The organism is Corynebacterium sp. EPI-003-04-2554_SCH2473622 (assembly GCF_001665955.1).
Classification (GTDB): domain Bacteria; phylum Actinomycetota; class Actinomycetes; order Mycobacteriales; family Mycobacteriaceae; genus Corynebacterium; species Corynebacterium pseudodiphtheriticum.
Window position 1 is genome coordinate 37,486 of sequence record NZ_LZMN01000080.1, and the last position, 14,712, is coordinate 52,197.

At 53.3% G+C, this 14,712-nt stretch carries 14 protein-coding genes and 2 pseudogenes; 10 read left to right on the plus strand and 6 right to left on the minus strand.

The features are described from left to right. Positions 1–150: 150 nt before the first annotated feature. Positions 151–759 carry a hypothetical protein gene (locus tag A5774_RS09515; protein WP_064834587.1) on the minus strand — a complete coding sequence of 203 codons (609 nt, stop codon included), beginning with the start codon at positions 757–759 and terminating at the stop codon, positions 151–153. Between the two features lie 151 nt (positions 760–910). Here A5774_RS09515 and A5774_RS09520 point away from each other — a divergent pair, with 151 nt between their 5' ends. Continuing rightward, complete coding sequence (locus A5774_RS09520; protein WP_231892410.1) at positions 911–1,363, plus strand: excalibur calcium-binding domain-containing protein; 453 nt, start codon at positions 911–913, stop codon at positions 1,361–1,363. 267 nt (positions 1,364–1,630) lie between these two features. Here A5774_RS09520 and A5774_RS09525 read toward each other — a convergent pair. The 3 genes and pseudogenes from A5774_RS09525 to A5774_RS09535 all read right to left on the minus strand — a co-directional run. After that, positions 1,631–2,359, minus strand: a pseudogene (locus A5774_RS09525) (SPFH domain-containing protein); the annotation flags it as partial. A gap of 260 nt (positions 2,360–2,619) precedes the next feature. Then, positions 2,620–3,225, minus strand: a pseudogene (locus A5774_RS09530) (hypothetical protein); the annotation flags it as partial. A gap of 15 nt (positions 3,226–3,240) precedes the next feature. Then, entirely contained in the window at positions 3,241–5,778 is a 2,538-nt protein-coding gene (locus A5774_RS09535; RefSeq protein WP_035000472.1) for a nitric-oxide reductase large subunit, read from the minus strand. A gap of 219 nt (positions 5,779–5,997) precedes the next feature. Between A5774_RS09535 and A5774_RS09540 the strand changes: the two genes are divergently transcribed. The 5 genes from A5774_RS09540 (at position 5,998) to A5774_RS09565 (ending at position 10,745) form a co-directional block, all read left to right on the plus strand. Continuing rightward, on the plus strand, positions 5,998–6,261 hold the full coding sequence (locus tag A5774_RS09540) for a hypothetical protein (protein WP_023019034.1): 264 nt from the start codon (positions 5,998–6,000) through the stop codon (positions 6,259–6,261). A 69-nt stretch (positions 6,262–6,330) separates the two neighbouring features. After that, positions 6,331–7,083, plus strand: coding sequence for an NAD-dependent deacylase (locus A5774_RS09545; RefSeq protein ID WP_021351889.1), 753 nt, complete (start codon positions 6,331–6,333; stop codon positions 7,081–7,083). Positions 7,084–7,193: 110 nt separating this feature from the next. Then, positions 7,194–7,994: a hypothetical protein gene (locus A5774_RS09550; RefSeq protein ID WP_021351890.1), complete on the plus strand. Its 801-nt coding sequence runs from the start codon at positions 7,194–7,196 to the stop codon at positions 7,992–7,994. 189 nt (positions 7,995–8,183) lie between these two features. Beyond that, entirely contained in the window at positions 8,184–9,488 is a 1,305-nt protein-coding gene (locus tag A5774_RS11040) for an LGFP repeat-containing protein (RefSeq protein ID WP_082936199.1), read from the plus strand. A gap of 576 nt (positions 9,489–10,064) precedes the next feature. Further along, positions 10,065–10,745 carry a hypothetical protein gene (locus A5774_RS09565; RefSeq protein ID WP_156519608.1) on the plus strand — a complete coding sequence of 227 codons (681 nt, stop codon included), beginning with the start codon at positions 10,065–10,067 and terminating at the stop codon, positions 10,743–10,745. A 44-nt stretch (positions 10,746–10,789) separates the two neighbouring features. Here the strand turns inward: A5774_RS09565 and A5774_RS09570 are convergent, their stop codons facing one another. Beyond that, positions 10,790–11,239, minus strand: coding sequence for a hypothetical protein (locus tag A5774_RS09570; RefSeq protein WP_348650548.1), 450 nt, complete (start codon positions 11,237–11,239; stop codon positions 10,790–10,792). 222 nt (positions 11,240–11,461) lie between these two features. Here A5774_RS09570 and A5774_RS11570 point away from each other — a divergent pair, with 222 nt between their 5' ends. Next, positions 11,462–11,611 (plus strand): hypothetical protein, encoded by a 150-nt coding sequence (locus tag A5774_RS11570; RefSeq protein ID WP_021351894.1) that lies wholly within the window; start codon positions 11,462–11,464, stop codon positions 11,609–11,611. Between the two features lie 264 nt (positions 11,612–11,875). Continuing rightward, entirely contained in the window at positions 11,876–12,022 is a 147-nt protein-coding gene (locus A5774_RS11045) for a DDE-type integrase/transposase/recombinase (RefSeq protein WP_023019028.1), read from the plus strand. 275 nt (positions 12,023–12,297) lie between these two features. On the opposite strand, the gene A5774_RS09580 is transcribed toward A5774_RS11045, so the two are convergent. Then, positions 12,298–13,248 (minus strand): Abi family protein, encoded by a 951-nt coding sequence (locus A5774_RS09580; RefSeq protein ID WP_197490281.1) that lies wholly within the window; start codon positions 13,246–13,248, stop codon positions 12,298–12,300. 227 nt (positions 13,249–13,475) lie between these two features. On the opposite strand from A5774_RS09580, the gene A5774_RS09585 reads away from it, so the two are divergent. Next, a complete protein-coding gene (locus tag A5774_RS09585; RefSeq protein ID WP_064834596.1) occupies positions 13,476–14,243 on the plus strand; it encodes a phage antirepressor KilAC domain-containing protein in 768 nt (255 codons plus the stop codon). Next, the gene (locus A5774_RS09590; RefSeq protein ID WP_064834598.1) at positions 14,240–14,692 is read left to right on the plus strand and encodes a DUF4406 domain-containing protein; all 453 of its coding nucleotides are present in this window, start codon (positions 14,240–14,242) and stop codon (positions 14,690–14,692) included. Before A5774_RS09585 ends, A5774_RS09590 begins: the two co-directional genes overlap by 4 nt. Positions 14,693–14,712 lie beyond the last annotated feature (20 nt).

Consider the following 14,712-nt stretch of genomic DNA (forward strand, 5'->3'; position numbering starts at 1 on the left):
CTTTCGCTGCGCAGCCTTGCGCAAACGTAAAAACAGCCATGCCAATCATCATGACCAACATGGCTGTGCGAAGAGAATGCGGAAGGCAATGCAAAACAAGATTGCGGCTTAGTTACCGTAGCTTGCTAGAGTTCCGCCATATCTATGTTCTTAAACGAACTTGATCTCGGTTTCTTCGACGCGCTTGAAGCCTTCGGTGTGGTCACCGAACAACTGCACGTTGCAGTCCTGGGTGGTGCAGTCGACGCCTTCGCCGGTTGGGGTCGCGCGCAAGGTGACAACAGCGGTGCCATCTTCTTTCATGTCCACGGTGCCACCCTCAGACTTGACCCAAGCCTGGGTGGCTTCGTCGCCATGCTCACCGGTGCATAGTGGTGGACGACCTTCAGAATCGTTTTCATCGTCAGCACAAATAGCGACGTAGTAGCCCTGATCCGGGTTCAGACCAGACAGTTCAATCTGCAGTTCGCTGTCTGCTTCCACACCAGCTTCTGGGTCCGGGGTCACGCGCATTTCAGCGTCAATGGCCTGCATTGCTTTGTCCCCGGCTTCTTTGGCCTTTTCGGTGGCGGATTCAGCAGCATCGCCAGCAGCCTTGGTAGCGGATTCTGCGGCTTCGCCAGCCTCGGAGGTTACCGATGCCGCGGTGTCTTTAACTTCTTCAGAAGAGCAGCTGGCCAGCACCAGTGCGGATGCGGCGGTGATGCCCAGGGCTGCGGAACGGAGCGTACGGCGACGAGAGGTCTTTGTAATAGTCATGAGCACATTATATGCATGATTAGTGTTTGAACAACGTAAGAGTTGCTTTAGAGCTAGCCATCAGGAAATATCTCCACATGTGAATTCCCTGCGCAAAACACTCTTAGCGACGCTTTCTACCACGTGCATCCTCTTAGCATCATGCACGGATGTGGATTCTTCAGCAGACCAAGCAATGGTTACCGAAACGTCAACGGAAACCTTTACGGAAACTGCAACCGCGTCGGCAGAATCCATGGAAGAAGCACGTGCTGAAGACGCAGCGGAAAACCCAGCCGAAGTCAACGCGCACGAGCATTCTGGGCGTGGCAATGGCACGGTGCTCCCGGAACGTTACGACGAACGCTTCCCACGTGCTCAGGAAGCACCAGCAGATCAGCCACCAGCACCAGAGGCTCCGGGGGCGAATCCCGAGATGAACGAACACCCGGTGGCACCGGCGCACGTCGATGCTCCTGCTGCCCCGCCGGCAGCGCCCGGCGGCGAAACGTATTTCCAGAATTGCGCGGCCGCTCGTGCAGCCGGTGCCGCTCCCCTGCACGCAGGCGATCCCGGTTATCGCTCACAGCTAGACCGAGACAAGGACGGCGTAGCCTGCGAATAACGCGGCGCGCGATTACTCTTTGCCGACGGTTTTATCGTCGCCCTTCTCGCCGTCGACGTCCTGGCCATACCCGTCGTCAAGCTTGTATTCGGCAGTCTCTGGCCGCAGATCCAAAGAGGTGAATTCACCAGCCTGCTTGCCACTATCGGAGTTGTTGTCCGCAGGCGAGTCGTTGTTGTCACTCGTTGGTGACTCATCAGCTTTATTGCCCACCAATGAGCTGAGGTTTTGGTTCAAATCACTAAAACCCTGCTGGAACTTGCCCATGTTGTCCATGAACCCACCCAGAATATCGATGGGCAATGGGAACACCACGGTAGAGTTCTGGTCAGCACCCAGCTCCAAGATGGTCTGCAAGTAGCGTAATTGCAGAGCGGCTGGCGCCTTTTGTAATTCCTCAGCCGCTTCACGCAGCTCTTTCGACGATTGCAGTTCACCGTGTGCCGAAATGACTTTCGCACGGCGCTCACGCTCGGCCTCTGCCTCACGCGCGAGGGCGCGCTGCATGAGTTCCGGAATTTCCACGTCCTTGATTTCGACAATCCGAGTTTCTACACCCCAACGGTGTGTTTGACCATTGATGATGCGTCGAAGATCCTCATTGAGCTCATCGCGGTGCGCCAACAAATCGTCCAAACTGGCACGTCCCAGCAGCGAACGCAGCGTCGTCTGCGCGATCTGCGAGGTCGCGACCGCATAGTTTTCTACCTGCAGCACAGCTTTGATCGAATCGGTCACCTCAAACATAACAACGGCATTCACACGCACCGAGACGTTGTCTTTCGTGATGATCTCCTGTGGCGGGATGGTCAACGTAACCACGCGCTGGTCGACGCGTTCCATCTTGTCAATCACCGGGATGATCCAATGCCCGCCCGGTTCCATCAACGGGCGCAAGTGCCCAAACCGGAAGGCCACTCCCCTTTCGTATTGTTTGATTACCTTAAACGAATAGCTGATGATCACCACCAGCACTCCCAATGCCAGCAATGCCATGATCGGCCAAAATACTAGTGCGCTCATGAAAAGTTCGCCTGTGCCTTACCTTTTATGCCTAATGAGGCTTGTGTGTTTTAGGAGTTTTCCACTGGTTTGCTGCGCGACCGACGCTGCGATCGGCTATCCGAACGATAGTGGTGCTTGTATTTTGCAGCAATTACTTCGTCGTGGTTTTCGCCGGTTGCGCGAATGCGCTCGGAGCCGTATTTCTTCGCAAGGCGCGAGACTTCGTCGTCACGCACACCGGCGATGGCTTCTTTCGTCGAACGGTACTTCACGCCGTATTTATCAGCTACGGCTGCATTAACCTCGGCTTCGATATTATCCATCGATGGCAGCTCTTCGGGGAAGTTCGACGGGGTGGACCACAGGTGACGCGCCAAAGGAATAGTGCCACCGACCAGCACGACCAGCACTCCACCAGTCAACACCAAATCTGCGGTCGACGAATGCACAAGCAATGACATGAGTGGCAAAATAAAGCCCATCAACGCCACCGCCAAAGAAACCCCACGGTGGAAACGTCCGGTCTCCGAATGTGGCCACGGGTCAAGCTGACGAGTAACCTCGCGGCCTTTCGCACTGATCGTGCAGGATTGCTTGACCGGGCAGGTGTTGCACACGGTCGGGTTACCCCGGTAACGCATGACGCGGTTTTCTGGGTCGAAGCTGGAAGGCCACAGCCATTGGTCTTCCGGGCACTGCCAAGCATCGTGGGACTCCATATAGCGGAATCCACCTGTCTGATCGCCATTGGTGCGATTGGATGCCGACCGAGCCATCCGGTCAAAGCCCCACGCCACGGCGAGCAAGAACAGACCATAGATGGAACTGAGGATGGTAAATACCGCAGGTAATTCCATTGCTATCTCGCTTGCTTACTTGCTGTCGTCGTCACGCTTGTCGGAGCTGTAGCTACCGCCCCACTTGGTGGAGCTGTTGGACTTGTGCTTATCCAGTGTATCCGAGACTTCTGCGCCCGTGCGGTTGTCGACGCGGCCATGGCCACCGGAGACCAATCCAACCGGAGAGCCTTGGCCTTGTGCTCCAGTACCGACAGGCTCCAGGTTTTCTTCGGATTCCACCTTGCTAAACAGTGGCGTGACCGGGAATTCTTGCTCATCTTCCATCGTTGGTATCTCACCGCTGTGACGCACGGCCTTGAATGCTCCCCAGATCAAGCCAGGAATACCGGCCATGAAGATCACGTCGCCAGGCAGGCGCAGCCATTCGATCAGGGCGTTATCCGGCTGGGTGATGTATCCCAGCGAACGAGCTTCAACATAACCTTCCGCAACCGAGTGGTAGAGCTGCAATGTGCCCAACGGCAGCAGCGAAATGAAGACCATCCACAGCAGGCCAATGTTGAGTAGCCAGAAGCTCCACTGCATCGACTTATCCGACCAGTACTTCGGAGGTGTCAGGTAACGGAGCGCGAACACGCCTAGGCCGACGGCAAGGAATCCGTAAACACCCATCATCGCGCCGTGTGCGTGGTTGGCCGTCAGGGCGGTACCGATCTGGAAGTATGACACGATTGGCAGGTTGACCAAGAATCCGAAGATGCCGGCACCCAAGAAGTTCCAAAAACCAACGGCAACCAGGAACATCACAGCCCAACGGTGTGGGAATGGCCGCTTGCCGGTCGCACGCTGTTTAGATCCAAGCTGCATGAACGTCCAGGCTTCGACGGTCAACAATGTCAGCGGGACCACCTCGGCGGCAGAGAAGAACGACCCCAGCGCCATGTGCTCAACCGGAGTACCGGAGAAATACAGGTGGTGCATGGTGCCGATCACGCCACCAATGGAATACAAAATGATGTCCAAGTAGATGATGCCCAGGGCGATCTTTTCGCGAATAACACCCAGCAACACGAAGACATAGGCAACCATGATCGTCGTAAAGAGTTCCAGGAAGTCTTCGACCCAAAGGTGGACAACCCAGAAACGCCAGAACTCTGCAACAGTCAGGTGCGTCGACGAGCCTGCAAGCATGCCGACGGCGTAGAAACCTGGGATGGTCAGCCCGGAGAAGAAGAACAACCACGGCATGTTCGACTTGTGCTCGGTTTTCAGGCGACCGTGCAGGGTTCGGAAGATCATGAAGATCCATAGGAACATGCCGATGGTCAGCAGGATCTGGAAGAAACGTGGCAGATCCAAAAACTCCCACTGCTGCGACCAAATGCTGCCTTCTGGCACGATGCCGAAGGACGAGAGCCATTCAAAGGCCATGGAACCGAAGACGACAAAGGCGATGGCGCCCAGCAGAGCCCATGTCAGCCAGCTTTGTTTTTTAGGTTCGCGGCGGGCAATGAATGGTGCCAGGAAGATACCGGCGGCCAGCAAACCACCGGCAGTCCACAGCAGGGATAATTGCAGGTGCCATGTACGCGCGACGTTGTACGGCAAGATTTCTTGCAGCGGGATTCCGAAGAAGCCTTCGATTTCCACGCGGTAATGCTGTACTGCGGCACCCAGCAGCGCTTGGATGAGGAACAGCAGCATGGTGACCAGAACGAACCAGGCAACCACTTTTTGCGATTTGGACAGTTTTACTTCCCCGGGTTGTTTGAAATCGAGGTTTGGGGTCTCTTCAGCGTGCCAGCCAATCTGGCGCGACCAGCGGCCGTAGATGGCGAAGATCAGACCGATACCACCGATCAGTGCAATTAGAGAGAGCACCGACCACACAACTAAGTCAGCCGTCGGAGTGTTGTTCACACGTGGCTCTGCTGGCCAGTTGTTTGTGTAGGAATAATCATGGCCTGGGCGTTCTGCAGCAGAAGCCCATGCGGTCCAAGCGAAAAAGCCGGTGAGGTCGTGAATTTCGTCTTCGTTGTTGATGAACTCCTTCGGCAGACCGTGAACATCGGAGTTAGTACCGAAATAGTCCAGGTAGTGTTTTTGCGCTTCTTCGAATGCCGAGATTTGGTTCGGGGTCCACTCCAGCACACCAGTTTGTTCGTCGAACCGGTTGGTGCGGAATTCCTCGACGATGGCTTCATCTTCCGTTGACTCCGGCGAGATGAAGCCTGGGATACCGTTTGCTGAGTTCTGCTCTTTGGCGTGCTCAGTGGCCATGCGCAGGTACTCCGCGGTGAAATCAGGGCCCAGGTATGCACCGTGCCCCATCACAGAGCCATATTGTTGCAGGCCGCGGGCCTGGAATAATTCCTGGCCATGGGTGATCTCTTCAGAAGTCAGGATGGTCTCACCGGACTCCTGCGAAACAATCTTTTCTGGCTGCGGCATGGAGGCATCGTAAGTTCGATACGCCAAAAAGCCCATGACGAAAAAGCCGAAAAGCATGGTCAGTGCAACACCTTGCACCCATGCACTATTGAATGCGAGGACCGGCTTCGACCGATCTTCTGTGTCCTCTGCCAAGGACGCGCGCTGAACTTCAGACATGATGACCCAAATCCCATCTATAAGACTTCGCACAGATAACCTGTGTACAGTCCTATAAATACCTCATAAAATAGTCGGAAAATAATTCATGACCGGCGGGGTTACTAATAGGTTCCTTCAAAAGATGTAGGTCGATAAACAGCCAGTTGAGCAAGCAGTGTGATTGTTGTGGTGCGGTAAAAATTGTCTCCAAAACGCTCCCCCATTAAAATTAAAACCATGTCCTTCAAGGAGCACACGAAAAAGAATTGGCTGATCACTTTCTTCGCTGCAATCTTCGCAGCCTCGGTCGTGGTCATGATCTTTTTCGACGAGCCGCGCAATACCGTGGTGATCTCTTTGGCATTCGTGGCATTTGCAGTGCTGAGTTTTCTGCTCATCCTGGTGATCTGGCTGTGGCTATCCAACCGGAAACAACGCGTGCAGGGTGATGGCACGCAAAGTAACTCGCAGCGCGAACAGGACAAATCTGCCGTGAGCTAGGTAGCGAATTACATGCACTCTTGAGCCTGATCGCGGTGGCTAACTCGCACCACACCGTAGGCTTGTGGCATGAAGCAATCGCTTATCGACGCCCACGAGATTCTTGCCGACGCCAAACAGGTGGAAGTGTTTACTGGCGCGGGCATGAGTGCGGATAGTGGGATCGCCACTTACCGGGATGCGCAGACCGGCTTGTGGGAGAACGTGGACCCGCAGGCGATGGCTTCGATCGATGCCTGGCATCGCGATCCAGAAACCATGTTTGCCTGGTACTTATGGCGCGCACACTTGGCACAACGCGCCGAGCCCAACGCCGGACACCGCGCCCTCGCAGCAGCACGAAAAGTGACCGTGACAACGCAAAACATTGATAATCTGCATGAACGCGCAGGCAGTGAAGATGTTGCCCACTTGCATGGTTCTTTGTTCGAATTCCGCTGCACGGATTGCGCAACGCCTTATCGTGAGCAGATTGCCCTGCCTACCAGACCAGTGGACAAGATTACGCCACCAGAATGCAGGGAGTGCGGTGGGCTCATTCGGCCGGGCGTAGTCTGGTTTGGCGAGCCGTTGCCACAAAATGAGTGGGTAAAGGCGGAACGTCGGATGTCCACGGCGGACGCGCTGCTCATCGTGGGAACTTCTGGGGTGGTCTACCCTGCCGCCGGGCTGCCTGTGACGGCGTATAGGCGTGGTATTCCGATCGTGGAGGTCAGCCCACAGCCGACGGATTTATCACAGCTAGCCAGCGTGATTGTCACAGCCACCGCTGCGGAGGCTCTGCCCCGCATCCTCAGTGGGAGGATCACTAGCAATCCGTAATCTGGTATTCAGGAAGACAATGGGCTACAAAGCACCAATGGGTCACAAAGCACCGTTGTGTCGAGATGCCCCGATCACGTCAACCAATGGAAACGCTTAGGACACCTACTATGAATCATGCCAGGTCAATATGTGTTTACACACTAATCTCCAGAGCATGGGGCCACTACTTTGTCGAAGGCCCGTGGCATCTGCGAGACCAACTTGCATTCGAAACCCATTCACTCTTGTTCAATATTATCCAATTCTCCGAGGAGGTAACGGGAAAACTAGGCAAGACCGCTCTCAAAAAAGCCTACGATGCTTATAAAGCCGCATTTTTTGACCCCCGCTACCAAGCAGCAATACAGCGGTGCATCATACACGCAAAAATATCCCAAATCGCCACCCAAATTACACCATTTCTACACCACCACCTATATCTACAACCCGAAATATTCGACGACGACTCCCTACTGGAATGGATCAAACAATATGCCCACACAATTGATCCCACGCTGAATCTAGGCCGACCAGTCCATTTCAATCCAGATTTTGAAATAGAAACACCCCAAGGACAAAAACCAGAACTAGTCGGCTATTACGGGTATATGTATGAATTCCCGTGGCCGAATCAGTCCGAATATTGCCGAAATGAACAAGAACTTCTGGCGCGCACAGCAGGAATGGCCTTTGAAGAGCTTGCCGGCACCATACAATTCCGGCATTCCCCACCAATGGACAGTGAATTTCCTTATCGATACAACGCCCAATTGCGTTGGTGGGAAAGCTATTGGAATGGCTGCTTCGATGAGATGGCACCATGCGAAAAAGTCGCAAGCTTTATTCGTGCGAAGCGTGGTCGCGAGCCTTATTTCATCCGAATTTATCCGTTGATCCCTGCAAGACAATCATCCGAGGGCAAGGATTAAACGCCTGGGAATCCCCCCAGGCCAACTTCACTGGTCTCCTTAAGCCAATTTAGTGCATACAACCATATACGCGATTTGTGTCACACTCTGCTAAAGTGGGTTCACTTCACCGTTTAGATCTGCGAGGATCTACGAGATCACAAGGGACTGATCAGATTGAGACGCAAACACTACACAGCCATATTGGCCATGCCTCTAATCACGCTGCTCGCAGTTTTCAACTCAGAGGTTGCATCAGCACAGGTCAGTGCCGTCAGCGACGATGTCCTCACCGATGAAGCTATAGCTTTAGAAACTCAAACCCAGGATTATGTTGCAGATCGTGACCAACCCTCGCCTGAGGATGAAATAAAACAATTTGCGCTCGAGCACCCGGAAACAGTTGCTGAATACGAACTTCAAACAACCACAACTCCAGTGCAATCCTTAGGAAATCCTGAGGCCCCTGCATCAATAGGGGAATCCAGAAGTGCTTGCGAAAGGGTATGGCCAACACGCTTTTCTGTGTGCGGCGCAATTAAAGCTAAATATAAGGAAATCGGCGGAGCACTATCATGGCTAGGACCACCAACAAGCGGAGAAGTACGTAACCCCGATCAAGTCGGTTATCGATCTACTTTTCTTGGCGGTTCTATCTATTGGCATCCCGAAACTGGAGCACACGCCATCACAAACGATGGTATGCGTCAATGGGGTTCATTAGGTTGGGAGCAAGGAGTCCTTGGGTATCCAACATCCGGGCCCAAAAATATTAGCCCATTGCCAGTCGCTCAGTACCAAAATTTTCAAGGTGGAGACACCTATTATTCACCCGTCACTGGAGGCGCAATTTGGGGCGACCTGAAACAGCGTTATGATGCAATAGGTGGCCCATCTCATCCGATCGGCATTCCAGTTAGTAATGAGTTGTCTAATACCGATGAATATCGATTTAATAATTTTTCAAACGGAGTAATGACGTGGCAGCGCAGTAGTCGACGCAGCCACTATATGTATTTGCCTGCTCGTAGGGTCTGGGAATCATTAGGCCGGGAAACAGGAACACTGGGATTTCCGGAGACTGATGAAGTCGCCGAACATGCCGGAGTTTTTCATCTAGTCAACTTTGGCGATCGCGGTGTCATTGCCTGGAATAACCTTTTAGGTGCACGTGAACTCCAGGGACAATTATTTAACCTATGGATTCAGCATCGTGGCACCCCAAATGATTTGGGGTGGCCGATCCCCTCTCTCGAATCTATGCATGACTCAATCCACCAAGACTTTACAAAGGGTACCGTCCTTGGCTCATCTGACAGTCTCGCTTGGATCCCTTCCGACGAAGAATACTGGCCCAATGAAATCGCCACCCGCACTGCGGGTCTAACCATGGATGCTGACTCGCATATTTCCCCAGGAATGTCCCGCTCGGCGAATTTATGCAGCAGCTTGCCGCCAGTTTCAGAGCAAAAGAAAAACGAAAACTTCGCCGTAAAAAATAGGGGCTGTCATTAAAGGCAAAACAAACTCACGGGACTACCCAGACGAATTTAGGTTTATGATCCGTAAGGGATTTTATGATGCCTCTATGATGGACGGATGGGGTCAGTTAAAAGCACTTTGCAAACATAACTTCTCAAATTACAAAATGATGGAGGCAGTGTCCAAACATTCTCCAATCGGCTACAGTTCTGACCCTGACAAAGATTACTTCCGATTCGATAAAATCGTTTACTTTTATTCATGCGGAGGCCCTAGCTTCACGCGCAATAACTGTAAACAAGTCTATGATCCAGAAGAAATAACCGTGATCTTCGATCCATTCAAGCCAAAAAACTACACAGGAACAACCGCCAAGTGGGCTAACGGACTCATTACCGCATGGTGCAACCCAGCTGGAATCAGAAGGTCAGAGCCCTATGTGTCGAGATGCCCCGATCACGTCAACCAATGGAAACGCTTAGGACACCTACTATGAATCATGCCAGGTCAATATGTGTTTACACGCTAGCCCCGAACTCATGGAGCTGCTACATTGTCATGGGCCCATGGCCTTCGCGGGACCAACTTGCGTTCAAAACCCATTCATTCTTGTACGGTTCGATTCTATGTTTCGAGGCTGCAGGAAAACTAGACAAGACCGCTCTCAAAGAAGCCTACGATGCTTATAAAGCCGCATTTTTTGACCCCCTCTACCAAGCAGCAATACAACGGTGCATCGTAGACGCAAAAATATCCCAAATCGCCACCCAAATTACCCCATTTCTACACCACCACATATATCTCCAATTCGAAATTTTCGACGATGCCTCCCTACTCGAATGGATCAAACGTTATGCCCACACAGTCGACCCCGCACTAAATCTAGGCCGCCCAGTCCATTTCAATCCAGATATTGAAATAGAAAAACCACAAGGCCAAAAACCAGAACTAGTCGGCTTTTACGGGTATATGTATGAATTTCCGTGGCCAAATCAGTCCATGTATTGCCGAAGCGAACAAGAACTTCTGGCACGCACAGCAGGATTTGCCTTTGAAACTCTTGCCGCCAGAATACATTTCCGGCATTCCCCACCAATGGACAGCCAATTTCCTTTTCGATATAACGCCCAATTGCGTTGGTGGGAAAGCTATTGGAATGGATGCTTCGATGAGATGGCACCATGCGAAAAAGTCGCCAGCTTTATTCGCGCACAGCATCATTACGAGCCTTATTTCATTCGAATTTATCCGTTGTTCCCTGCAAAAACAGCAGTCGAAGTAAAGGATTAAACACCTGGGCATCAACCCCAGGCCAATTTCGCAAGCGCAAATCACTACGCCCCACGCATCTGCATGAGCTCAGCAGACCCGTCCTCCACAAACAGCGGATCAAACCGCACCAATAACTCGTGTAGTTTCTGTTCAACCCGCGATTGTTTTTCTTTCCGGTCCTCGCCGCCGCGGCTAAACCGCGACATCGGGGGAAGCAGTTTCGCGATCTTCGCCCCGCCCAGGTAGGCCGCTCCACTGCCGAAAGCAGCGGGTACCACATCCCAGGTGGCGTCTGCTTTTAATTTTTCGCCTTCAATAATGCGGTTCAGTTCTTGCACCATTTTGCGGCGCACGTATGCTGGCCAGGCCTCATCAACGGCGGTCGTTACGGTAACGGAATCGACGAATTCTTCTACCAAGTCCTTAACGGTCTCGTCGATGGCATCGCGAAGCTGAGATTGGCGCATCACAATACTTTCAATCTCCGCAATGAGCTCTTTGATGTCAATGATCTCGCGAGTATCTTCAGGCTCAACGTGAGGTTATCCTCGAGTAGTGGACACCCTATTAATAAGGATCCTGTGTCCGTAAGAGCGGATGTTCATTGTGAGTCAACAGCGAAAGAAATACACACCTGAGTATCGACGTGAAGCCGCGAACCTAGTAATCGAGTCGCAGCGCCCAATCGCTCATGTTTCAAAGGAGATTTGCGTCGGACCAGGCCTTTTAGGCTGGTGGTCAAACTCGAGCGGGAACGCCAAGGCTCGGTAGATGGCCGTAGTGATGCCGATATACGAGCCGAAAACGCTCGCCTGCGTCGTGAGTTAGCTGCGGCCAAGATGGATAATGAGTTCTTGTCACAGGCCACCGCCTTTTCGCTTTGAAACAACGCGATCGGAAAAACTTGAGCTGATACAGCCAGAGCAAGGCGAACCACAGCATAAAAACAATGAGCAGGTTATTAGAGGCTTCCCGTTCTGGCTACTATAAATCGCAAAACCGTGGCCAAACGCATGCGGATGATGGGTATTGAGGGTATTCCACCCAGGGCGTTTGTTCCCGTAACAACGATTCAATCCAAGCGGAAATCCACGCTTGCAGACCTGGTGAAACGCCTATTTGAAAAAGGGTAGCTTAATCGAGTATGGATGTCGGATATTACCTATCTACGCACGAGCCAGGGCTGGCTGTACCTATGCGTTATCCGCGATGGACACTCCCGCCGAGTCCTCGGCTGGCCGATGGGTAGTGTGCAGGATTCTTACCTGGTTGAACGTGCACTGCGCATGGCTTAGATCCTGCGTGGTGACGTACCCGATGGCTTGGTATTCCACGCAGATCGTGGCACTCAGTTCACGAGTGAACAATTGTGGAATGTCTGCCAGCAACTAGGGATTGCACAACCGGCGCCGTTGCCACTCGTTCATCGGGATGATCAGCCTCTTCGATTTCGAAGCCCAGCTCGCTGATCAAATTGATAATAAGAAGGCCGCTGCTTAACCCCTAAGCAGCTTAACAACGTGTCCACGATTTGCGGGCAACCCCACTCGTGCGAGTTCTACCAAAGGGACTAGTCGATAAGGGTATCGGGAGATAGTTCTCCGTATCGTGCCGGTTCAGCGATTCCTTTCGCGAGCAACCGATGCTTGTCCAATATCGGCTCGATGGTCTCTGACAGCCAGCCGGTCGAAATTCCAGAACGGGTAGCTACGTCGTCGAGTGCAACAAGGATTTTGTAAATCGAATGGTCCGAGAATTTTCGGTAGTCCTGTTTGATGCGTCTGGTGGTCTTCGGCTGCAGGCCGGGAACATCGAGCACTCGGTGGTTCCATAATTGAGCACAATGAGCTATCCGGTTACGTAAGTACACGAATGACTTCACTTGGCCAGGCAGTAGTCTGCGAGAGGTATTCATCGAGTCTGCAATGTCATCCAACACTCCAGACAAGCTGGATGCCTCGATGAGGCGTGACAGGCTACCGAAAGAAAAAGCTTCCACGGCGACCCAAATTGGCATGCGGTCATAGGCTTCAGGCTTGTAGGTATGGCCTTGTTTGATTTCATCGCGGTAGTGGGCGACGAAAGCCTCTTTACTGCGATCAAGGTTCGAAAGGGCGTGCTCTTCGACACGTTCAGCATCAGGGTGAGGTGATTGAGTAAAACCTTCGCCGTGTGCAAACATCCCGGTTACCCCGACACGGCAACCATAGGCATAGGCGAACCGGGTGCGTAAGAGAACCTCAAGGGGGTGCAGGAGCTCATCACAGACAGCCACCAGCTCCTGCTCTGCGTCATAGAGAGCGCGAATCGTCTCAAATGAGGCGCCCTCGAAGAACTGATTGTCGCCCCGCGCTGGGTCATGCTGCCAATGCCGGAAGTATCCGGAGAAGCGATAGTAATTGACCCGCGCGAGAAATTCAGCTGCAGATGCCTCGTCATCGATGCGCATGCCGCGCCGACCGAGTAGCTCTACTTGTTGCTCGTAGCTCAACCAATCCTTCGGCATCGGGTATGCCTCCATAGAAATGAAAGGCCCCGGCCATTTGTGCATTCCCTTACAGGGAAGAGGCCCGACCGGGGATCTATTGCAACCTACTATACAGCACCTCTCCCAACGGATACAAAGTTGCTGCTGTCGGGGTGTCCGGATTCGCGTGGACTCAGGGGCGTATGCGTGAGAGCCCAAAGCGGCCGCACCCGTGGCTTGCTGGAATTCACATCAACCCTGGCTCTTAGAAGGAACCAGGCGTGGCTACGAGAGATCTCCAGGTATTCACCAATGATGCTTTTGGAACGATCCGAACTGTCGAGCATGAGGACAAGGTGTATTTCTGTGGCCGTGATGTGGTCACGGCGCTTGGATACGCCAATACCAGCAAGGCGATTCAGGATCATTGCCGTGGGGTTACGTTTCGTTACCCCATCGTCGATGCGCTCGGGCGCACTCAAGAAGCCCGATTCATCACCGAAGGTGACCTGTACCGGCTCATCTTCTCCTCCAAGCTCCCCGCAGCCCAGGACTTCGAAGCCTGGGTTGTCGACGAGATCCTACCCATCATCCGCCACCACGGTGTCTACGCCGTCGACGAGCTCTTGGACAACGATGAGTTCCTCGAGCATGCCATCGTCCAGCTTCGCTCCGAGCGGGCCAAACGGCTGGCGGCAGAGCAGGTCCTGCTTGAGGCCGCCCCGAAGGTCTCCTACTACGACGTGGTGCTCCAGTCGGACTCGCTGCTGACCATCACGGAAATCGCCAAAGACTATGGATTGTCGGCAAAGAAGCTGAACTTGCTGCTGCACGACGCCGGGGTGCAGTTCAGGCAGTCCGGCCGCTGGTTTCTCTACGCCCGGTTCGCCGAGCAGAGCTACACTCAGTCCAAGACCCACGAGTACGACAAGGGTAAGACCCGCACGCACATGTACTGGACCCAGAAGGAACGGCTCTTCGTCTACGACTTGCTGAAGAAGCAGTACGGCCTGCTGCCGGTCATCGAGCAAGACAGCGGTGCGGCATGACGACGACTGCTGTCAACATCGACCTCGGTTTCTCGCCCCACAACACAGAGGGCTATCCGGACCGCACCACGTTCAAAGCATTGAAGAATTTCCAGCGCGCCGAGTACAGCTACCGGCCACTGGTCTACATCTGTTCCCCGTACTCCGGGAACGTCGAGAACAACGTGGAGCTGGCTCAAGCATTGTGTGCTCACGCGTTGTCACGGCACAAGATCCCGCTCGCACCACACCTGTTGTTCCCGCAGTTCATGGACGACACCGACGCGAACGACCGCGAGCTGGCGATGTTCTTCAACCGAATTCTGTTGAGCAAGTGCGAGGCGATCTGGGTTTACACGGCCCGTGTCTCGGCAGGGATGCGCACCGAGATCGAATGGGCCCACCACCTCGAGCTGCCGATCACCTATTTAGACGTTGATTTTGAGGAAGTCACCCTACGAGGGCAATGACGATGTTCACCACGCAGGTG

Excerpts from the sequence above, each read along its gene's own strand:
- A5774_RS09540 (WP_023019034.1), top strand. The coding sequence starts at position 5,998 with ATGTCCTTCAAGGAGCACACGAAAAAGAATTGGCTGATCACTTTCTTC.
- A5774_RS09580 (WP_197490281.1), bottom strand. The coding sequence starts at position 13,248 with ATGGAGGCATACCCGATGCCGAAGGATTGGTTGAGCTACGAGCAACAA.
- A5774_RS09550 (WP_021351890.1), top strand. The coding sequence starts at position 7,194 with ATGAATCATGCCAGGTCAATATGTGTTTACACACTAATCTCCAGAGCA.
- A5774_RS11040 (WP_082936199.1), top strand. The coding sequence starts at position 8,184 with ATGCCTCTAATCACGCTGCTCGCAGTTTTCAACTCAGAGGTTGCATCA.
- A5774_RS09535 (WP_035000472.1), bottom strand. The coding sequence starts at position 5,778 with ATGTCTGAAGTTCAGCGCGCGTCCTTGGCAGAGGACACAGAAGATCGG.
- A5774_RS09515 (WP_064834587.1), bottom strand. The coding sequence starts at position 759 with ATGACTATTACAAAGACCTCTCGTCGCCGTACGCTCCGTTCCGCAGCC.
- A5774_RS11045 (WP_023019028.1), top strand. The coding sequence starts at position 11,876 with ATGTCGGATATTACCTATCTACGCACGAGCCAGGGCTGGCTGTACCTA.
- A5774_RS09545 (WP_021351889.1), top strand. The coding sequence starts at position 6,331 with ATGAAGCAATCGCTTATCGACGCCCACGAGATTCTTGCCGACGCCAAA.
- A5774_RS09590 (WP_064834598.1), top strand. The coding sequence starts at position 14,240 with ATGACGACGACTGCTGTCAACATCGACCTCGGTTTCTCGCCCCACAAC.